Raw genomic sequence first — 20,339 nt, 5'->3', positions numbered from 1 at the left:
GTTAGTCACGCAGAGCCTGATTGGATTTTCTAAGGGCTGAAGCCCAAAGAAAATCCTTATCTCACTAATCGGACCTTTACGGGCAGTTGGATCTCCCATCTATTTGTTTATATCCTCAGAATCCTAAGGTGGAGTCTTACTGCCCGTTAAGAGTGGGATAAAAAAGTCAAACAAGAGAGGGTGACCTTTACAGTAAACATTTCCTCTTCAAGGTTTAGAGTATACAACTATTTTTGGAGACGAAAAATATCTTTATGTTATATTAATATAAGGTGTATTTAGAGAGGAGATACGTTTGTGGTTTTACCTGATTCAGCTATAAAAACAAAATCGCTATACATAAATTTATTTATTGTCGGCATTGTGCTAGTATCCTTCAATTTACGTCCTGCCATTACGTCAGTGGGCCCATTGGTCGGTATGATTCAAGAGGATATAGGGCTCGCGCATTGGAGTGCAGGTCTGCTTACGAGCCTCCCGCTTATTTGTTTCGCTTTCATGTCACCCTTAGTTCCGAAGATTGCTAGCCGGTTTCACAATGAGTTGACGCTGCAAATAGGTCTTGTAACAATCCTAATTGGAGTCATCGTTCGAACCATTTCAACGGTGTTTTTCCTTTTTGCTGGAACGTTTTTGATTGGTGTAGGGATCGCGATTTGTAATGTGCTCTTACCGGTTGTGATTAAAGATAAATTCCCAGCCAAGTTCGGATTAATGACGAGTGTCTATTCGACCTCCATGGGACTTGTTGCTTCGCTGGCATCAGGTTTCAGCGTGCCGTTGGCCATTGGATTTGATCTTGGGTGGCAGCGCGCGTTGCTCGTATGGGGAATCCCAGCTGTCATCGCCATCCTTCTTTGGATATATCTGATCAAAAACAGCAAGGGAAATAAGGGGGAAATGAAACGGTCCTCAGAAAAAGGCAAGGGAATATGGCGCTCGTCGCTTGCTTGGCATGTGGCTTTGTTTATGGGCTTTCAATCGTTTCTATTTTATGTCACGATCGCCTGGCTGCCTGAAATGCTTCATGATTTTGGTGTCAGTACGTCAACAGCAGGCTGGCTGCTTTCCTTTACTCAATTTATCGGGCTGCCTGCAAGCTTCTTTGTGCCTGTGATTGCCGGGAAAATTCGCAGCCAAGCCTGGCTGGCCGGTATTCTTGGTGCCTGTTCCATCCTTGGCTATGCGGGAATTATGTTTAGCACATCGTTTGCCATTCTAATGATTAGTATCATTTTATTAGGTGTAGGATTGGGAGGAAGTTTTCCGTTGGGACTGGCTTATTTAGGCATGAGGAGCAGGGATGCGAGACAGGCTGCTGAATTATCCGGTATGGCCCAGTCCGTTGGGTACATTCTCGCGGCAATAGGACCGATTGCCATTGGATCCCTCTACGACTTCGCCCATACCTGGACCGTTCCGTTAATCACTCTCATAGCAGTCAGCGTACTCGTTGGTCTCTTCGGAGCAAGCGCCGGCCGAAACCAATATGTATAATAGGATGATGAATTGGAAGGCAGTGAAGGCACAAATGGATGCTGGTGCGAATATGGTTATTAGAGGATGGGATAGTTTAACGAACCTGAGTTGTCATGACTCGGGTTTTTTATTTTTCTCGGAGTAATATTACAACGTTTTGAAAAAGATTCTGTAAGATTTCTATTAAAAAGTTCCCGCTTTTGCCGATATAAAAGGCAGTAAGCGAAAAATATAGGAGTGGGATTCTATGAATATTGATCGTGTGCATCAACCAACGAATTCAAATACAGCAAGAGTGTCTCCAGTAGAAAAGACACAACCCACACAACCGGTCGAGGATATTCTGAAAAAGCCTGAACAGAATCAAGAGGAAAAGCAGTCTAAGGTAGATAAGAAAAAAATGGAAGATATCGTAAAAGGGTTGAATGACTTTATCCAGCCTGTCAGTACTTCTCTTCATTTTGTCCTGCATGAAAAATTAAATGATTTCTATGTAACGATTGTTGATGATAAAACAAAAGAAGTGATAAGAGAAATTCCATCGAAAAAGATATTGGACACCTATGCCAGCATGATGGAATCTGTCGGTTTGCTTGTAGATAAGAAGATTTAAGAGGTGAAGTAATATGCGAATCAGCGGATTAGCCAGCGGTATGGATATTGATTCCATTGTTTCCGACATGATGAAAATCAAACGAATGCCGCTTGATAAACTTAAGCAGCAGAAACAGACAATGGAATGGCAGCGGGACGACTACCGCGAAATGAATACATTGCTCCTAAACTTCCGTTCGGAATTAACACAAATGAAGTTAACGACAAAATACAGAACACGTGAGACAACAACGACGGATGATTCGAAAGTGACAGCTACGGCGTCGGGGGCGGCATCGTTGTCGTCGTATTCGATATCTAGTGTTTCTAAATTGGCAAGTGCGGAAACGAGAGTAGTTGATACAATTTACAAAGATAGCACTTTTGAATCGAAAAAGAGTATATATTCTCAAATAAGTAAATTACAATATACGGGTACAGAGGAAGCGATATGGAAAACTGGTGCAATTGAAAGTAAAGAGCTTAATGCTAAAAAAGGTGAAAATGGTATAGGGCTAAATCTTACTAATATTGATACAGAAAGCATTTCCTCCTGGAGTGTTAAAGTTAATGGTCAAGGATACAAGGTAGTAACGAACAAGGTACAATCTGACTTAGCTGAGAATGAAGTTTTAGTTTTAGATAATAAGTTATATTTTAAAGATGCTCTTTCAATCGATAGTGCAATTAAGGTCGATTATATTGCTGAGAATCGAACAGATAATATAAGTATTCCTGCTGAAGGTTCTTCCATAAAATTAAGTCAAGGTGCTATTCAGAGTATAAATACTTCCGTTACATTAAAAGTAATGACTGATGGAGTATTAGACGAGGAACAAAGTCGTACCTTTACTATTGATGCTAATACCAATGATATTTATGAGACAAGGGCCGGGGAAAAAACTGTCGTAGGTATTCTTAATAGGGAAACAGGAGAAATTACATTAACAGAAGATATGCTAAGACCTGCAAAGGATTCTAAGACCTCGATGACTTTAGAAGTTACCTATAATCATAAATATACAACATTTTCTCTAGATACAAATACATCTAAAGGGGCACGGCATGATTCCTTTCTTATTTCAGGCAACGACTCGCTGGATTCAGTTATCAGCAGAGTAAACTCAGCTAATACGGGAGTCAATATGTTCTATGATACCGTGACTGGAAAGATGTCACTTACAAGAACTGAAACCGGTGATTTTGATACTGGCAATGAAATTAGAACTTCTGGAGGAATAAGTGATTTGCTTCAGATGGAAGCAGTAGGAACAAGTAGAATTAGTGTTGAAGCAGAAAATGCCTCTTTTACGATAAATGGACTAGAAACCAATCGTCCATCAAACACATTCGCAATTAACGGAGTGACTTTTACGCTAAAACAAACATTCAATGATTCCACCGATGCAACTAAGAATACAGCTCCACCCGTCACCATCGCCATCAACAACAACAACGATGCCATATTCGAAAACATCAAAGGCTTCATCGACAAGTACAACGAACTAATCGGGAAAATCCAAGAGAAAACCCAGCAGGAGCGTTTCAAAAGGTATACGCCGCTTACGGATGAGCAGCGGGAACAGCTGTCGGACAAGCAGCAGGAGCAGTGGGAAGAGAAAGCAAAGAGCGGTCTTTTAAGACGGGATCAGACGTTAACAAGCCTGCTTTCATCGATGCGGATGGATTTTTACGGAAAAGTAGAATCAGAGAAAATCAATCCTATCTATAATCAGCTCGCAAGCATCGGCATTAAGACAACGGCGAATTATTTAGAAGGCGGAAAGCTTGAGATTAATGAAGCAGAGCTGAAGAAGGCCATTGAAGAAGATCCTGAATCAATTGAAGCCTTATTCAATGCATCTGGCACGAACAATTCACAAAAAGGGATTGCCCAGCGTCTATATGATACGGTCGGTCGAACGATGGATATATTATATGAAAAAGCAGGGAAAAGCTATTCAACGAATAATCAATTTGCCATTGGTAAACAACTGAACAATATTGATAATCAAATGGACAGTCTGGAAGACCGATTGAAGGCTATGGAGGATCGCTATTACAGACAATTTACAGCGATGGAAAAAGCCATTCAAAATGCCAACCAGCAATCCGCCTATATCATGCAGAATTTTTCCATGTAATGAAGAAATAGAAAGGAAGTACACTAAATGTCTGTTCAAAATCCTTATCAATCTTATAAGCAAAATTCCGTCACCACTGCATCTCCAGGAGAATTAACACTCATGCTTTATAATGGATGTATCAAATTTATCCGTATGGCTAAAAGAGCGATGGCTGAAAAGAATATAGAAGAAAAAAACACAAACCTTATTAAAGCACAAAAAATTATTCAAGAATTCATGGTGACATTAAATATGGATATTCCTGTTTCCAAAGACATGATGTCCTTATACGACTTTTTACTTCGCCGTTTGATTGAAGCCAATACAAAGAATGATCCGGCGATACTAGATGAAGTAGAAGGCTTTGTTACAGAGTTTCGTGATACATGGAAAGAAGTCATCCAATTGAATCGTCAGAAGCAGTTCGCACAGGGCGGGCAAGTCTAGTGAGCGCAGTAGAGGATTACTACCAAACTACGGTTGAATTAATAAAACTGCTTGAAAACGAGCAGTCTAATGACCGTGATGGTAAAATTGCAGGGGTTGAAGAACTGTTAGAAAAGCGGGAGGGGTTCATGCAAGGGATGAAGCCCCCTTTTTCACAAGAAGACCAAGAAAGAGGAAAACAGCTAGTCGAGCTTGAAAAAAAGTTAGCAAGGCTTCTGGCAGTTGAAAAAGAGTCCATCAAAAGGGATATCCAAACACTGCAAAAAAAGAAGCAATCACAAACAAAATACCATAATCCTTACGATTCACTCCCAACAGCAGACGGTGTTTTTTACGACAAACGAAATTAATTTTTTATTCATGCATGACATCAGAAGATTTTCTTATTCAAAAAAACTACTCCAGCCTTGAGTTTCCTGCTTTCTTACAAAATTGTCACCGTTTCGACATATTTTGAAAAAATTAGTTGATTTAGCAGGAGATTGGAAGGGCAACATAGAAATATAATCATATAGAAATAAAAGTTACACACAACGGCAGACTCTAAGGTTATACTACTGATGGTAGCAGGAACTAAATGCCTGTTGCTATCAGAAAAGCAAAGGATTTGCCGAAAGTGAAAAAGAAAAGGAGGAGTTCACTTATGAACTACAACATTCGTGGTGAAAACATTGAGGTAACTCCAGCAATTAGAGAGTATGTTGAAAAGAAAATTAGCCGTCTTGAAAAATACTTTACAGAAACACCAAAAGCAAACGTAAATGTTAATCTTAAAGTGTACAGCGATAAAAAAGCGAAAGTGGAAGTAACCATTCCAATCCCGCATCTTGTATTACGTGCAGAGGAAGTAAACGCTGACATGTATGCCGGAATTGACCTTATTACTGACAAGTTAGAGCGTCAAATCCGTAAACATAAAACAAAAGTAAACCGTAAATTCCGTGAAAAAGGCGGAATCAGCACATTGTTTAATGTAGTAAATGAACCAACTGAACCTGCAATTGAGGAAGAAACTGATTTGGAAGTTGTTCGTCAAAAAAGCTTTGATCTAAAGCCGATGGATAATGAAGAAGCTATCCTTCAAATGAACATGCTTGGCCACAGCTTCTATGTCTTTACAAATGCTGAAACAAACCGTACAAACGTTGTTTACAAGCGTAAAGATGGCCGTTACGGATTAATCGAAGCTCACTAAAGTGAACTCCCAATCATGATAGTTATGAACATCTAGCGCAGCTCTTTCCAAAAGGAGCTGCGTTTTATTATCTTCTTTCTCAATCAGCCTATCGTATATAAATGAAATAAGTGGGTATGGATAGATATTAACTATCCTTTTGAACATCCAAAACCATCCTTTCATCCTCAGAAAACAATGATTATTTTTTCCAAGAAGGTAGTCCATCGTCAGGTTAATCCCTCTAAGATAAGTTGTCACTATTCAATGGAAGTGGTAAGATAATGAAGGAAATTAACGGTTATTATTGAGAGGATTCGATATTCTAGAAGGCGAATCTTTTTTCATTCATAATTGATAGAAAATGTAATTAAAATGAAGCGACATGTATATCGTTGGAAGCGGGAGAATTGACATCACGCTTTCGCGACATGCATATGATAAGGAAGCAAATAGAATCGACTCTGTGCTTCCCCATGAAACAAATAAAGGAGCGTTCGTATGGCTGGGATTTTAAGTAAAGTGTTTGATCCGAATAAGCGGGAGATAAAACGCCTCACAAAAATGGCTGAGAAGGTTGAAGCGCTTGCTTCTGACATGGAAAAGCTTTCGGATGATGAGCTGCGCGGCAAGACGGAGGAATTTAAGGCTCGTTATCAAGGCGGAGAATCCATTGATAGTTTATTATATGAAGCGTTCGCCGTTGTGCGTGAAGGGGCTAGACGTGTACTCGGTATGTATCCATACCCTGTTCAAATCATGGGGGGGATTTCCCTGCATGAGGGAAATATCTCGGAAATGAAAACAGGGGAAGGGAAAACATTAACTTCTACCATGCCTGTTTATTTAAATGCCTTAACAGGAAAAGGCGTTCACGTTGTAACGGTCAACGAATATTTAGCAAGCCGTGATGCCAGTGAAATGGGCCAGCTCTATACTTTCCTTGGATTAACCGTAGGACTGAACCTAAACAGTCTGTCAAAAGAAGACAAGCAGGCTGCCTATGCCTGCGATGTCACCTATAGTACGAATAATGAGCTCGGCTTTGACTATTTACGTGATAACATGGTTCTGTATAAAGAGCAAAAGGTACAGCGTCCTTTGCATTTTGCTGTTATTGATGAGGTTGACTCGATATTGATTGATGAAGCCCGTACACCATTGATTATTTCCGGCTCCGCGCAAAAGTCCACACAGCTTTATATTCAGGCGAACGCGTTTGTTCGCACGCTGATTAAAGATGAAGACTTTACCTATGATGAAAAAACAAAAGGGGTTCTTTTAACAGAGAATGGAATGACGAAGGCGGAGCGTGCGTTTGGAATTGAAAACCTGTTCGATATTCGTCACGTAACACTGAACCATCATATTATCCAGGCGTTAAAGGCTCATTCAAGCATGCATCGTGATGTTGACTATGTGGTGCAGGACGGAGAAATTATCATTGTTGACCAATTCACCGGACGTTTAATGAAGGGACGCCGCTATAGTGAAGGGCTCCACCAGGCTATCGAAGCAAAAGAAGCGCTCGAAATTCAAAATGAAAGCATGACTCTTGCAACGATTACGTTCCAGAACTATTTCCGGATGTATGAAAAACTGTCTGGTATGACAGGTACGGCGAAGACAGAGGAAGAAGAATTCCGTAACATTTATAATATGAATGTCATTGTCATTCCAACCAACCTGCCGATAGCCCGTGATGACAGAGCGGATTTAATCTATTCAAGCATGGATGGTAAATTCCGGGCCGTTGTAGAAGACATCGCTGAACGGAATCAAAAAGGACAGCCCGTGCTTGTTGGTACGGTTGCCATTGAAACGTCTGAGCTGATTTCACGTTATTTAACGAAAAAAGGTATCAAGCATAATGTCCTTAATGCGAAAAACCATGAGAGCGAGGCAGAAATCATTTTAAATGCCGGACAGCCTGGTGCTGTAACGATTGCGACAAACATGGCCGGACGCGGTACGGATATTAAGCTTGGTGAAGGCGTGAAGGAGCTTGGCGGTCTTGCTGTTATTGGTACGGAGCGTCATGAAAGCCGTCGTATCGATAACCAGCTTCGCGGACGTTCTGGCCGTCAAGGAGATCCTGGGGTGACACAGTTCTATCTTTCTATGGAAGACGAATTGATGCGCCGCTTTGGCTCCGATAATATGAAGGCCATGATGGAGAAGCTTGGTATGGATGATACCCAGCCAATTCAAAGTAAAATGGTATCAAAAGCGGTTGAATCTGCACAAAGACGGGTGGAAGGGAATAACTTTGATGCTCGTAAGCAACTTCTGCAATATGATGATGTTCTTCGTCAACAGCGTGAAATTATTTACGCACAGCGTAATGAAGTGTTAGAATCAGAAAATCTGCGCAGCATTGTTGAAAATATGATTCAAGCTTCGTTATCACGTAATGTATCACTTCATCTTGAAGGCGGCGAGGATCCAGAAGAAAAGAATGTCCAAAGCCTGTTAGATTACATCAATGGAAACCTTCTAAATGAGGGCGACATCACTCTTGATGATCTTCAAGGCAAGAACAGCCAGGAAGTCATTGATATGGTATTGGCTAAGGTACAAGAAAAATATGATGAAAAAGAAGAGCAGCTAGGCGAAGCGCAAGCGCGTGAGTTTGAGAAAGTCATTGTTCTTCGTGCCGTTGATTCGAAATGGATGGATCATATTGACACGATGGATCAGCTTCGTCAAGGAATTCATTTACGTGCCTACGGACAAATCAACCCGCTCCGTGAATATCAGCAGGAAGGCTTCGCGATGTTTGAAGCAATGATTGAATCAATTGAAGAGGAAGTAGCGAAGTATGTGATGAAAGCAGAAATTCGCAATAATCTTCAGCGTGAAGAGGTCGCAAAAGGACAGGCTGTGAATCCAAAGGAAGACGGAGAAGTGAAGAAAAAGCCGGTTGTGAAAACCAATCAGATTAAGCGAAATGATCCGTGTCCATGCGGCAGCGGAAAAAAATATAAAAATTGTCATGGATTATTGGAGTAGTCCATTCCATCCATTACATGCTATATAACAAGGTCTATCCTGAATAGGCCTTGTTATACTTGTTAGTGAGTATAGATTAATTTTATTTGAGGTGAAGGGAAATGGAATTAGCAGAAATTCGTAATCAGTTAGAAAAATCAGCTAAAAAATTAGCGGACTTTAGGGGGTCTCTTTGACTTAGAAAATAAAGAAGCAAGAATTGCCGAGCTGGATGAAGTGATGCTGCAGCCGGGATTTTGGGATGATCAACAAAAGGCGCAAGGAGTCATCAACGAATCCAATGCCTTGAAGGACCAGGTTAATGAGTTTAACAGCCTTTATGAAACGTACGAAAACCTTGAGTTGACCTATGAGCTTGTCAAGGAAGAGAGTGATGAGGAGCTTCAAAGCGAGCTTGAAGAAGAGATTACCGGCCTTTCGGAGCGATTAGCCCAATTTGAGCTTCAACTGCTTTTAAGCGAACCATATGATAAAAATAATGCGATTTTAGAGCTGCACCCTGGTGCGGGGGGAACCGAATCACAGGACTGGGGCTCTATGCTTTTACGTATGTATACAAGATGGGCAGAGAAAAAGGGCTTTAAGGTGGAAACACTGGATTATTTACCTGGTGATGAAGCTGGGATTAAAAGTGTGACACTTGCGATTAAAGGCCATAACGCTTATGGCTATTTAAAAGCAGAAAAAGGAGTCCACCGTCTTGTGCGTATTTCGCCGTTTGATGCTTCAGGCCGACGTCATACATCGTTCGTTTCCTGTGAAGTCATGCCAGAATTCAATGATGAAATTGAAATTGAGATTCGAACAGAGGATTTAAAGGTGGATACGTATCGTGCCAGCGGTGCCGGTGGACAGCATATCAATAAAACGGAATCGGCTATTCGTATTACGCATCTTCCAACCAATATTGTGGTAACGTGTCAATCCGAGCGTTCACAGATTAAAAACCGTGAAGCCGCAATGAAAATGTTAAAGTCGAAGCTTTATCAATTGGAAATCGAAAAGAAAGAAGAACAGATGGCTGAAATTCGCGGCGAGCAAAAGGATATCGGCTGGGGAAGCCAGATTCGCTCCTATGTATTCCATCCGTATTCCATGGTCAAAGATCATCGTACCAACACAGAGGTTGGGAATGTGAGTGGAGTCATGGATGGGGATCTTGATGAGTTTATTAATGCGTATCTGCGTTCAAGAATTTCTTAATAATGAATGGGTTTGAAATGTTAACTTTTTTAAAAGGCCTCCGTTTAGGAGACCTTTTCTTTTTTCTCTCATGCATGGTACTAATAAAATAGGAAAAAATAGATTTAACCGCTTTGAACATTTGGAAAATAATTCACAAGGTGGAAATAATTGCTTCGAATGCTTCATATGATTGGATTCTTTACAATTGTATGACTCTACAGTAGATTAGAAATATTTTTAATAGAAAATGATTATGCTATAATATATCTAGAATATGTAGTTCAAAGGGGGGATAGAGAATGAAAATGAAGGGGAAACTAGCAGCCTTATTTGTAGGGACTGCCCTTGTGCTTGCAGCCTGTGGCGGCGGTGAGGATGAAACTTCCAGTGAAGGGGCAACGACAGATACAGTGAGTGCTGGCGAGAAAATTTATACTCAAAAATGCTCTAACTGTCATGGACAAAACTTACAGGGTGGAGTCGGTCCAGACCTTACTACAGTTGGATCAAAGCTTTCTCAGGAAGATATTGAAACGGTCATTAACGAAGGACAAGGTGCGATGCCTCCGCGTTTAATTGAAGGGGAAGATGTAACGGCAGTAGCAGAATGGCTCGCTTCTAAAAAATAAAAGAATAAAGGGTCTGATTTCTTTGTGTAATGATTCGTTATGCCGTTTGTACAAATCAGACCCTTTATATATACGTATCACTTTCCATCCAACCTCCATCTTCTTATTTTACAATTATTTCAAACTTTACACTTCTATTTTCCTAAAACTTTCACAAATTATTAAATGGGCTTCATAAATAGCAATTACCGCATGAAAAGCCGTATTTCTTCAATATTTTACAAGAATTTACCCCCTTATAAAACGACATTTTTCTCTTATGAAAAGAAACTGTAATATTTTTAATACTATTATTGCTGGATTATGATGTTATAATGGTGTGTGTGAGAAAAACATAAAGGTTTTTGTTGAAGTTTGTCGACTGTAATTAACTTCATTCAGCAAATTTCGTCGTTTCTTAAGTTAAGTGATGAATGCAAAAATAGTTCTCTGATTCAGTTAGGGTTTAAATCTCTGCTGAATGAAGTTAAGCCTCCGGCGGATGCCACGGATTTTTTAAAGGTAATTTATTGAGCAAACTCGATAAAAATCCGGGCGCAAATTCGGTGGAGCGAATTTGATTGTTTTTTTCAACAAAAAAAAACATTGGGTGATAACATGATTGAAATGGAAGAAGTATTTAAGAAGTACCCTAATGGTATTGTTGCAGCCAATGGGATTAGTGTCTCTATAAAGCAAGGTGAATTCGTCTATGTCGTAGGACCCAGCGGTGCCGGGAAATCTACGTTTATAAAAATGATGTATCGCGAAGAACTTCCGACAAAAGGAACCATTATGATAAACGGTGTCAATCTAGAAAAGTTGAAGCCAAATAAGGTTCCCATGCTTCGCCGGCAGATAGGCGTCGTGTTTCAGGACTTTAAATTACTTCCAACTCTGACGGTTTTTGAAAATGTAGCCTTTGCCATGGAAGTGATTGAGGAGCATCCCGACCATATTAAAAAAAGGGTAATGGAAGTGTTAGCTCTTGTAGGCTTAAAACAAAAAGCCCGCATGTTGCCTTCTGAGCTGTCAGGTGGGGAGCAGCAGCGTGTGTCCATTGCTCGTTCGATTGTGAACAATCCTAAGGTTGTGATTGCAGATGAGCCGACTGGGAACCTTGACCCTGAAACTTCCTGGGAGATTATGAAAATATTTGAGGAAATTAATAGGAACGGGACAACTGTTGTCATGGCAACACATAACCGGGAAATCGTCAATGCGATTAAACACCGAGTGATTGCCATTGAAAGCGGTATGATTACCCGTGATGAACAGAGAGGTGATTACGGCTATGAAAGCTAATACACTTCGCCGCCATGTAAGAGAAAGTTTTAAGAGTTTAGGAAGAAACGGCTGGATGATGTTTGCATCTGTCAGTGCGGTAACCATTACACTTCTGTTGGTTGGGGTCTTTTTCGTTATTATGATGAATCTTAATAATGTGGCAAAAAGTATTGAAGAGGACGTTGAAATCCGCGTTCACATTGATGTTGCCGCATCAGATGAGGAACAGAAAGCATTGCAGAGTCAAATAGAAAAGCTCAAGGAAGTTGAGAGTGTTACATTTTCGCCAAAGGAAGATGAGCTCGATAATTTGATTACCAGCTTAGGTGAAGAGGGAGAAGCCTTTACATTGTTTGAACAGGATAACCCGCTTAACGACGTATTTGTCGTAAAAACGAAAAACCCAACAGATACCATGAAAGCGGCTAAGCAGATTGAAAAAATGCAGTTTGCTTCAAAAGTAAAATATGGTCAGGGAAGTGTGGAGAAGATTTTTGAAGTAACGAGCGTCAGCCGAAACATTGGTCTTATTTTAGTTGTCGGACTGTTGTTTACTGCGATGTTCTTAATCTCCAATACTATTAAAATTACGATTTTTGCTAGAAGAAAAGAAATTGAGATTATGAAGCTTGTAGGTGCTACGAATGGATTTATCCGCTGGCCTTTCTTCCTTGAAGGATTATGGCTTGGGTTATTAGGATCTATTATTCCTATCATCGTAGTGGGTACAACCTATTACTATGCCCACGGATATTTATCAGAAAAACTGGCAGGAAATTTCATTCAATTATTGGAGTTTAGTCCGTTTATCTATCAAATTTCTGGATTGCTGATTCTATTGGGTGCACTTATTGGGGTTTGGGGAAGCTTAATGTCAGTAAGAAAGTTCCTAAAGGTATAAGTATGCATGTAGGGAGCATGTACGTCATGTTCCCTCTACATATTAAATCCATCTTTGAAAGGATGGATTTTACTAGCTTACTAGAAAAAGAGAGAGAAGCGATTTACCTGCGCAGAGAGGAGAAATCGAAGATGAAGAAGACCATTATGATATTATCAATGGCCGTGACAGTTGGATTGGGTACAGCGTTAACTGGTTTCCCTGATAGAATTGCGATGGCTGAATCGATAGGTGAATTAGAAAAGAAAAGTAAAGAGATTCAAAATAAGAAGGAGGGCATTCAGAATGAATTGAATCAGACTGAAGCTCAGTTAAATGAAATCAGTGCGGAAAAAGCTCAGGTCAATGCTGAGATTAACCGAATTGATTTAGCGATTGGTGATACAACAGCGAAAATAACGGAAAAAAATCAGCAGATAGAGGAAAAAAATATAGAGATTACACAGCTCAATAAGGAAATTGATGTGTTAGTAGAGCGTATAAAAGCACGTAATGAAGTATTGAAGGATCGTGCTCGTTCCTATCAGGAAAGCGGCGGCATGGTCAGCTATATTGAAGTGTTAGTAGGGGCAGAAAGCTTTTCTGACTTTATTGACCGCGTTGGAGCAGTTGCTGTTATTTTAGAAGCGGACCAGGACATTCTAGCGGAGCATAATGCGGATAAAGAAGCGCTTGAGCAAAAGCAGGCACAGGTAGAAAAGGAACTAAGCGAGCTGGAGGCTATGCGTGCAGAGCTTGCTAAGTTGCAGGCTGATTTAAATGTTCAAAAAGAAGAGAAAAATCAATTGATGGCGTCTCTGCTTCAAGAAGAAGCACAAGTGAACGAATTAAAAATGAGTTTAGAAGAACAAAATGAAAACCTTGCAGCCCAGGATTCAGCGGTTCAAAAAGCCATTGAACTAGAGCAGCAAAGACAAGCAGAACTGAAAAGACAAAGGGAAGCAGCAGCCCAGGCAGCAGCGGCACAGGCAAGTGGCCCATCTGGAAGTAGTTCAAGTGCTGTCTCCACGATTCCTGTTTCAGATGGAACGTTTACTAGACCGGCAGCAGGTACACTTACATCTGGTTTCGGATGGCGCAGCTTTAACGGCGGTGGCTTCCACTACGGTGTAGACATCGCTAAGGGCGGCAGCGTGCCAATTGTTGCGGCAGCTGACGGAGTTGTATCCCGATCATACTCATCGTCTTCATACGGTGAAACGATTATGATTACCCATATTATTGATGGACAAACCTATACAACGGTCTATGCTCATTTAAGCAGCCGTTCAGTCGGCAACCTAACTGCTGTCTCAAAAGGACAAGTCATTGGTTATATGGGGAATACGGGTGATTCCTACGGCCAGCATTTACATTTCGAACTCCACAGAGGAGCCTGGAATGCAGCGAAATCGAATGCCATTAACCCAGTTGGGATTGTACCATTGTAAAAAAAGATAGATTACTATCGTTTTAGATAAAGCGGAAGAGTGCAGAAATGCGGCTCTTCCGTTTTTTTTTGTTGCTGTATGATAGAATGTAGATTTAGATTTCTAGAATGGATTCTCGTCTCGAACACGCTCTTCAACTCTCAAATAACTTAATTTCCTTCCTGCTTTACAGATTTTTTCATAACCTGTCCTTTTCCACATATATTGAACTAAGAAGGCTTGGATCACTCGTCCAGCCATGACCTGGCGGTTGCGTCATTTGATAAAAATGGTTCACGAAATACGGAGAGGAAGATGGAGATGAACCGGAAATGGATAGCGCTCTTGATGGCAGGAGCCTTGCTGACAGGAGCAGGTGGTACATATGCGGCCATGATGTTTAAAATGGATATTCTGCTTGCACAGCCGGAAGAAACAAAAAAAGCAGAATCCGAAAAACCACACTCACAAGAGCAAACTGTGCCTGACATCACCATTGAGGAAGGCAACATGGATAAAATTGTACAGGCCTATCAGTTGATTAAAGGAAATTATGTGGAGGAAGTGAAAGAGGAAAAGTTGGTTGAAGGGGCCATTCAAGGGATGCTCAAGACATTGGATGATCCTTATTCCGTTTATATGGACAAGGAGACGGCCAAGAAGTTCAGTCAGTCATTAGATTCATCCTTTGAAGGAATTGGGGCAGAAGTCAGCATGGTAGATGGGAAGATTGTGATTGTTGCTCCATTTAAAGATTCTCCAGCGGAAAAAGCAGGACTTAAACCAAATGATCAAATTCTCAAAGTGGACGACGAAAGTGTGGACGGGCTTGATCTGTATGAAGCAACGTTAAGAATCCGCGGCGAGAAAGGAACAAAAGTAAAGCTTGAGATTATGAGGCAGGGGTTAAAGGAGCCGATTACGGTATCCGTCAAGCGTGATGAAATTCCGCAAATTACTGTCTACTCGAAAACGAAGAAGCAGGACAATCAATCCGTCGGATATATCGAAATTACATCCTTTTCAGAAGATACCGCTACTGAATTTAAAAAGCAGCTAAGCCAGCTGGAGAAAAAGGATATCGACGGGCTGGTCATTGATGTTCGCGGCAATCCAGGAGGATTTTTAGAAAGTGTCCAGGAAATATTAAAGGAATTTGTCACGAAGGATAATCCATATATGCAGATCGAGAAGCGTAATGGGGAAAGGGAAAAATATTATACGACATTAGGAAAAGAAAAGCCGTATCCTGTTGCGGTCTTAATTGATAAAGGAAGTGCTTCGGCATCGGAAATTCTTGCTGGTGCGCTGCAGGAGGCAGAAGGATTTACGCTGATTGGAGAGACGACCTTTGGTAAAGGAACGGTTCAGCAGGCCGTACCAATGGGAGACGGCAGCAATATTAAGCTGACCTTGTTTAAATGGCTGACACCGGAAGGAAACTGGATTCACAAGAAAGGGATTAAGCCTAATTTAGAAGTAACGCAAACGGAGCTTTATCACACGCATCCATTGCAGCTAACTGAACCTTTGAAAAAGGATATGAACAATGAGCAGGTGAAAAACGCTCAGCAAATCTTAAAAAGCCTTGGGTATGAAACAGGGCGAAAGGATGGCTATTTTAACGAAGCTACAGAAACAGCAGTCAAAGCCTTTCAGCAGGAAAATGAGTTGAAGGTTACCGGCGTCATTGATGGAAAAACTGCTGCAGCACTTGAACAAAATGTGGTTAAGGAATTGAAAAAGGAAAGCAACGACCTGCAATTGCAAGCAGCGTTAAAATTTATTGCACAGGCAGCTAAAAGCAGATAGCCAAAAAGTATGGGGCTGAAATCAGTAACATGACTAGAATCATAGTACATTCTAGTTCGTGTTTGCTGAATATCAGCCTTCTTTTCTGTAATAAAGTCTTAGTAATCATGAAACTAGCAGTATTAGCAGTCATTCTAGTAAATAGTCTAGATGAAATAGAAAATGTATCATTACGCCTAATTTACTGTATTGGATTAATTTGATAGAATAGTTAAATAGAGATTATAGACGTAATAGATTTCTAAATGAATGATAAATAGAGGTTGGTGGCAGTATTGGCACTAGATTGGGGTTTTGAGTTTTTAAATGGATTACAGAAACTATTTCTAAATCCGCTGTTTTATTATTTGTTTATCGTTGCAGGTTTATTGGGGTTTTCAAGGGTGAAGCGAGAACGGAAGCAATTTCATGTGCGGGCGAAGGATCCCTTTTTTGAAATACGGCAGCTTCTTCCGTTGGGGTTTGTCCTTGGTTTGATACTATCCGTTGTTACCATTGCAGCTGGATTGGTTATTCCAATTGAAACGGTTATTTTTGCCGCATTGTTCACATTTTTATGGAGCTTAACCACAAATTTTCGCTTTTTATCTCCGGTTTACACAATTGGTTTTGCCTTTTTTGCTACGCTGTTCTTTTTGAGTAAAAAATGGTCTCTTCCTCTTATTGAAAGTCATACGCCAGAATGGAATCAATCGATTCTTCCTCCGATTGCCGCTTTATTGGGTTTATTAATCATTGCTGAGGGTATTTTGATTTTTCGAAATGGAAGGAAGGGAACATCTCCTAAGTTAGTTAAAGGCAGAAGAGGATTGCGTGTCGGCGTCCATGAAGTGAAACGGCTTTGGATGCTGCCTTTATTCTTGATTATTCCGGGTGAAGCGTTGCAGGTGCCATTTGAATGGTGGCCGGTATTTTCTGTCGGCGGTCAAACCTATTCCATCCTGCTTGTTCCTTTTGCCATTGGATACTATCAGCAAATTCAAGGGAAGCTCCCTGTATTAGCTGTTATGCAGGCTGGAAAGAAAATCGTTAAATTTGGAATCGTGCTCACATGCTTGTCAGTAGTCGGGTACTGGTATCCGCTTGCATCGATTGTTCTTGTCGCCCTTGCGATCATTGGGCGTGAGTTGTTATCTATGCGCCAGCGTTTAGTCGAGGACAACCTTCCGTTTTATTTTTCACAGCGCAATCATGGTGTGATGATTCTAGGTGTTATTCCCGACTCACCTGCCGAAAAAATGGGGCTTGACGTTGGCGAAGTTGTTTTTAAAGTGAATGGTGTCACGATTACAGATGAGGAGAGCTTCTATGAAGCGATGCAAAAAAATCGTGCTCACTGTAAGCTTGAAGTGTTTGATGTAAATGAACAGGTTCGCTTCGTGCAAAGAGCTTTATATGAAGGCGATCATCATCAGCTCGGCATTCTCTTTGTTCAGAATGAGAAAAAATGGGAAGATGAGGTAGCGGTTGCAAAAGAACAAAGCGATTTGGGATACACTAATCATTTTCCCGAATAAATAATTATACAAACTGTTTGATCTATCAAAATAAGGATAGGTCAAGCAGTTTTTTTCTTGTATTGTGGTGCCTGAAACCTTTGCCTTTGGGACAGCTCTTTTTTTGCACTGTATTATGAATAGCGTTTAGATCATATAATTGGTGGAATATTATCCATGTATGGTGGGTAAAATCATCATTTATGAGTAAAACTAATACGGATAGATGTTTTTATAAAATATTTATAAAATATGGCTTTGTTAAAGAATATTGTTGGTTTTTGACTCATTTAAGCTGTATTGTCATGAAACGGTAGGAGAAAATGCATTTTCTCCTACCGTTTCATGACAATACAGCAACCTTTCAGCATAGCTGAAAGGCATGTGAAATGAACATTTCACACGAATGAGTCAAAAATCTAGCTTTATCAACATAGTACTTTAACACAACCTAAAATATAGCATAGAAGAAAAGGGTGATGGCCTTGGATTTTCCAACTATACATACTAATTTTTGGGATGCAGTGATTGCTGTGCCGGCAGTTATGATCCTCACGCAGGTAATCAAAAAGAGTTTTAAAATAAAGAAAAAGTATATTCCTTTCGCAGCTGTCGTTTTGGGTTATGCTATTTCTATTTTTATTAGTCATAGAGGAAATCTTTTAGCGGGTATCATTATGGGATACTTTTATGGCTATGCAGCGATAGGAAGTTATGCCTCTTTAAAAACGGCAATCATTGCCTATAAAAAGAAAGCTATAGTGAAAAAATTTCGAAAACAACTAACATAAGAATAGATAGACTCTTTTAGATTATAACTTTTTAAGTAGGTGATAAGGATGATTTTTATTTATCACGATTTTGCCGGTACACATTCTACTTCACTAGCAGCTGCTTGTCACTTAAAACTCTTAACTCCAACGAAGAGAAAGCTAACGAGAGAAGAAATTTTAGCGGTCCCTTATTTTAATAAATTAACGAAGAAGGATGTGGGGAAACTCATCTTTCACGGAAAAGATGAAGAGGGCAATGAGGTATATACAGTCGCAAGAAGAAGGTTTAAGCAAGCAGCCCCTCTACTGTTGGATTTCTATTTATTATTAGAAAATAAGTATGAATTTAAGGATAAGCTTGTATTATCCAATACATCCCCTACCGTTCCACTTGCGATGACTTTTGGGGGGATGTTTTCAAGAGGATTAAAAATAGATGTAATCGGTGTTCCATTGCTCGTTAAAGGAGCTCAGCAAAGTAGTGAGGTTGTATTTAAGCTTGTAGAGCATACTAAACAAGCAGCAAGAAAAGAGACAGAGAAGAATGTCATAATCCTGGATAATAAAAATTTTAAAGTATAATTAAGAGAGGAAAATCCATTTACGATTGGTCAAACGATAGATAGGATGAACGCTTCCTCAACAAGTAAGATAGGAAAGGCCGCTAAATGATGTGCTATTTAGCGGCCTTTATCATCTTTTGCAAAGAATGAAATGGAGAGGGAGAAGAAAAATGGAAATCTCTCAATAAGGAAGGGTCTCTAATCATAAATGATTTTGTTTATGAAAAGGGGAAAAAGCTTAGTGGATGGGGAGTCCATAACTTTGCCTATTTATTATCTTTTAGTACTTGATCAAATAAACTTTCCGTATGATTACTTTGGTTTTTATTCTCATGTTGTGATTTATTTAAAATCTCTAAAAGCATCATTTTAGTAATAGGTTTCGCATGGTCAGCTAATTCAAAGCCAAAATCTCCATTAGACTCAATGGTTCCGTTTTTGATATCAGTAATGTAAGAAATCCCTTTCTCTCGTAACCTCATTTCTAATTGTTCTTTTGTCATTCGAAGTTTTATTAAATTATCCTCAATAATCTTACCTTCCGTAATGACAAGAGTTGCTTTTCCAATTAGATAGCGTTCAAAGAGCTTGTGTTTTAATTGCAGCTTTTGAATAAATATTAAAAATAGAACAAAAATACATAGAATAATAATCACTTGCCATAGAGAATTTTCTTTAATGGCATGTCCCATTGTAGTCCCTATTGCTAATATAATGACGGTTTCAAGGCTAGTCATTTTTGCAACAGACTTTTTGCCAGCTATTCTTATTAAAATGACAGCGGAAATTAATAATATTAAGGACTCGATTATAAAATTATTCATCATACCTTAATCACCTTTTGTAGGATTCTAATTAGTTACCTATTGCTGTTGTTATGATGTGTAGGAATGGAGAAGAACATGCAGTTAAGTATAATCATACTTTCTTTTTAGAGTTTAAACATTTTATCAAAAGCTCTGTTAGTGAACAATGTTGATAGGCCTGATTTTTGACTCATCCGTGAGAAATGGACATTTCTCACGCCTTTCAGCTATGCTGAAAGGTTGCTGTATGATTAGGAAGTGACAGGGGAAAATGCATTTTCTCCTGTCACTTCCTAATCATACAGCTTTAGATGAGTCAAAAATCAACCATGTTAATAAACAAAGCCTTATAAAAAGATGAGTCAAATATTTGAGGGGTTATTCCTGATTCATCTGTTGAAAAAATGGGAAGAGGGAGCAATGGTTGCAAAAGAACAAAACAACAAAACAACATGGGATACACTAATTATTTTCCGGAATAAATAATTATGCAAACTGCTTGATCTATTAAAATAAGGATAGGTCAAGTAGTTTTTTCCTTTTTTCTTGATTTTTTAAAAACTTATAATCTAATTAATTTGAATCTTTTTTCCTTTTTTATGAAAGAGGAATTGGTTGAATAAGCTTGTTTAGCTGTCGTCAACCCCTTTAATAATAGGGAATTCGC

At 39.7% G+C, this 20,339-nt stretch carries 18 protein-coding genes; 16 read left to right on the top strand and 2 right to left on the bottom strand.

The genetic code is table 11. From position 1 onward, the window contains the following. The first annotated feature begins 297 nt into the window (after positions 1-297). The 6 genes from F4V44_RS20690 to hpf all read left to right on the top strand — a co-directional run bounded on the left by F4V44_RS20690 (position 298) and on the right by hpf (position 5,841). Positions 298-1,497 carry a CynX/NimT family MFS transporter gene (locus F4V44_RS20690; protein WP_150441911.1) on the top strand — a complete coding sequence of 400 codons (1,200 nt, stop codon included), beginning with the start codon at positions 298-300 and terminating at the stop codon, positions 1,495-1,497. A gap of 229 nt (positions 1,498-1,726) precedes the next feature. Next, positions 1,727-2,092, top strand: coding sequence for a flagellar protein FlaG (gene flaG, locus F4V44_RS20685; RefSeq protein WP_150441910.1), 366 nt, complete (start codon positions 1,727-1,729; stop codon positions 2,090-2,092). A 13-nt stretch (positions 2,093-2,105) separates the two neighbouring features. Continuing rightward, entirely contained in the window at positions 2,106-4,217 is a 2,112-nt protein-coding gene (gene fliD / locus F4V44_RS20680) for a flagellar filament capping protein FliD (RefSeq protein ID WP_150441909.1), read from the top strand. Between the two features lie 27 nt (positions 4,218-4,244). Next, complete coding sequence (gene fliS, locus F4V44_RS20675; protein ID WP_150441908.1) at positions 4,245-4,646, top strand: flagellar export chaperone FliS; 402 nt, start codon at positions 4,245-4,247, stop codon at positions 4,644-4,646. Further along, complete coding sequence (locus tag F4V44_RS20670; protein WP_150441907.1) at positions 4,646-4,996, top strand: flagellar protein FliT; 351 nt, start codon at positions 4,646-4,648, stop codon at positions 4,994-4,996. Before fliS ends, F4V44_RS20670 begins: the two co-directional genes overlap by 1 nt. Positions 4,997-5,289: 293 nt before the next feature. Further along, positions 5,290-5,841 (top strand): ribosome hibernation-promoting factor, HPF/YfiA family, encoded by a 552-nt coding sequence (gene hpf, locus F4V44_RS20665; protein WP_150441906.1) that lies wholly within the window; start codon positions 5,290-5,292, stop codon positions 5,839-5,841. Here hpf and F4V44_RS27560 read toward each other — a convergent pair. Further along, on the bottom strand, positions 5,824-5,988 hold the full coding sequence (locus F4V44_RS27560; protein WP_191090793.1) for a hypothetical protein: 165 nt from the start codon (positions 5,986-5,988) through the stop codon (positions 5,824-5,826). The two genes, hpf and F4V44_RS27560, sit on opposite strands and share 18 nt — an antisense overlap. A gap of 333 nt (positions 5,989-6,321) precedes the next feature. Between F4V44_RS27560 and secA the strand changes: the two genes are divergently transcribed. From secA to F4V44_RS20615, 10 genes are all read left to right on the top strand, one after another. Further along, positions 6,322-8,832, top strand: coding sequence for a preprotein translocase subunit SecA (gene secA / locus F4V44_RS20660; protein WP_150441905.1), 2,511 nt, complete (start codon positions 6,322-6,324; stop codon positions 8,830-8,832). 101 nt (positions 8,833-8,933) lie between these two features. After that, positions 8,934-10,035 (top strand): peptide chain release factor 2 gene (gene prfB, locus F4V44_RS20655; RefSeq protein WP_150441904.1). Its coding sequence is split into 2 segments (ribosomal slippage): positions 8,934-9,005 and positions 9,007-10,035, totalling 1,101 coding nucleotides; the frame shifts between segments, so codons are not numbered across the junction. A 287-nt stretch (positions 10,036-10,322) separates the two neighbouring features. Next, positions 10,323-10,646 (top strand): cytochrome c551, encoded by a 324-nt coding sequence (gene cccB / locus F4V44_RS20650; RefSeq protein ID WP_150441931.1) that lies wholly within the window; start codon positions 10,323-10,325, stop codon positions 10,644-10,646. Between the two features lie 597 nt (positions 10,647-11,243). Then, positions 11,244-11,930: a cell division ATP-binding protein FtsE gene (gene ftsE, locus F4V44_RS20645; RefSeq protein ID WP_150441903.1), complete on the top strand. Its 687-nt coding sequence runs from the start codon at positions 11,244-11,246 to the stop codon at positions 11,928-11,930. Beyond that, entirely contained in the window at positions 11,920-12,813 is an 894-nt protein-coding gene (ftsX, locus tag F4V44_RS20640) for a permease-like cell division protein FtsX (RefSeq protein ID WP_150441902.1), read from the top strand. Before ftsE ends, ftsX begins: the two co-directional genes overlap by 11 nt. A 131-nt stretch (positions 12,814-12,944) precedes the next feature. Next, positions 12,945-14,243 (top strand): murein hydrolase activator EnvC family protein, encoded by a 1,299-nt coding sequence (locus F4V44_RS20635; RefSeq protein ID WP_150441901.1) that lies wholly within the window; start codon positions 12,945-12,947, stop codon positions 14,241-14,243. Positions 14,244-14,543: 300 nt separating this feature from the next. Then, complete coding sequence (locus F4V44_RS20630; protein WP_150441900.1) at positions 14,544-16,034, top strand: S41 family peptidase; 1,491 nt, start codon at positions 14,544-14,546, stop codon at positions 16,032-16,034. Positions 16,035-16,309: 275 nt separating this feature from the next. After that, positions 16,310-17,551: a PDZ domain-containing protein gene (locus F4V44_RS20625; protein WP_150441899.1), complete on the top strand. Its 1,242-nt coding sequence runs from the start codon at positions 16,310-16,312 to the stop codon at positions 17,549-17,551. A 464-nt stretch (positions 17,552-18,015) separates the two neighbouring features. Continuing rightward, on the top strand, positions 18,016-18,321 hold the full coding sequence (locus F4V44_RS20620; protein ID WP_150441930.1) for a phage holin family protein: 306 nt from the start codon (positions 18,016-18,018) through the stop codon (positions 18,319-18,321). A gap of 48 nt (positions 18,322-18,369) precedes the next feature. Further along, entirely contained in the window at positions 18,370-18,885 is a 516-nt protein-coding gene (locus F4V44_RS20615; RefSeq protein ID WP_150441898.1) for a DUF3189 family protein, read from the top strand. 247 nt (positions 18,886-19,132) lie between these two features. On the opposite strand, the gene F4V44_RS20610 is transcribed toward F4V44_RS20615, so the two are convergent. Further along, on the bottom strand, positions 19,133-19,693 hold the full coding sequence (locus F4V44_RS20610) for a DUF421 domain-containing protein (protein ID WP_150441897.1): 561 nt from the start codon (positions 19,691-19,693) through the stop codon (positions 19,133-19,135). Positions 19,694-20,339 lie beyond the last annotated feature (646 nt).

It is taken from the genome of Niallia endozanthoxylica (genome assembly GCF_008710145.1).
Taxonomy (GTDB): Bacteria; Bacillota; Bacilli; order Bacillales; family Cytobacillaceae; genus Bacillus_BD; species Bacillus_BD endozanthoxylica.
This window is presented reverse-complemented; position numbering and strand designations above follow the sequence as displayed.

Bases quoted from the DNA above. Each gene is read 5' to 3' on its own strand.
- F4V44_RS20615 (WP_150441898.1), top strand. From the start codon at position 18,370: ATGATTTTTATTTATCACGATTTTGCCGGTACACATTCTACTTCACTA.
- cccB (WP_150441931.1), top strand. From the start codon at position 10,323: ATGAAGGGGAAACTAGCAGCCTTATTTGTAGGGACTGCCCTTGTGCTT.
- F4V44_RS20635 (WP_150441901.1), top strand. From the start codon at position 12,945: ATGAAGAAGACCATTATGATATTATCAATGGCCGTGACAGTTGGATTG.
- ftsX (WP_150441902.1), top strand. From the start codon at position 11,920: ATGAAAGCTAATACACTTCGCCGCCATGTAAGAGAAAGTTTTAAGAGT.
- fliS (WP_150441908.1), top strand. From the start codon at position 4,245: ATGTCTGTTCAAAATCCTTATCAATCTTATAAGCAAAATTCCGTCACC.
- F4V44_RS20630 (WP_150441900.1), top strand. From the start codon at position 14,544: ATGAACCGGAAATGGATAGCGCTCTTGATGGCAGGAGCCTTGCTGACA.
- fliD (WP_150441909.1), top strand. From the start codon at position 2,106: ATGCGAATCAGCGGATTAGCCAGCGGTATGGATATTGATTCCATTGTT.
- secA (WP_150441905.1), top strand. From the start codon at position 6,322: ATGGCTGGGATTTTAAGTAAAGTGTTTGATCCGAATAAGCGGGAGATA.
- ftsE (WP_150441903.1), top strand. From the start codon at position 11,244: ATGATTGAAATGGAAGAAGTATTTAAGAAGTACCCTAATGGTATTGTT.
- F4V44_RS27560 (WP_191090793.1), bottom strand. From the start codon at position 5,988: ATGTTCAAAAGGATAGTTAATATCTATCCATACCCACTTATTTCATTT.
- hpf (WP_150441906.1), top strand. From the start codon at position 5,290: ATGAACTACAACATTCGTGGTGAAAACATTGAGGTAACTCCAGCAATT.
- F4V44_RS20610 (WP_150441897.1), bottom strand. From the start codon at position 19,693: ATGATGAATAATTTTATAATCGAGTCCTTAATATTATTAATTTCCGCT.
- flaG (WP_150441910.1), top strand. From the start codon at position 1,727: ATGAATATTGATCGTGTGCATCAACCAACGAATTCAAATACAGCAAGA.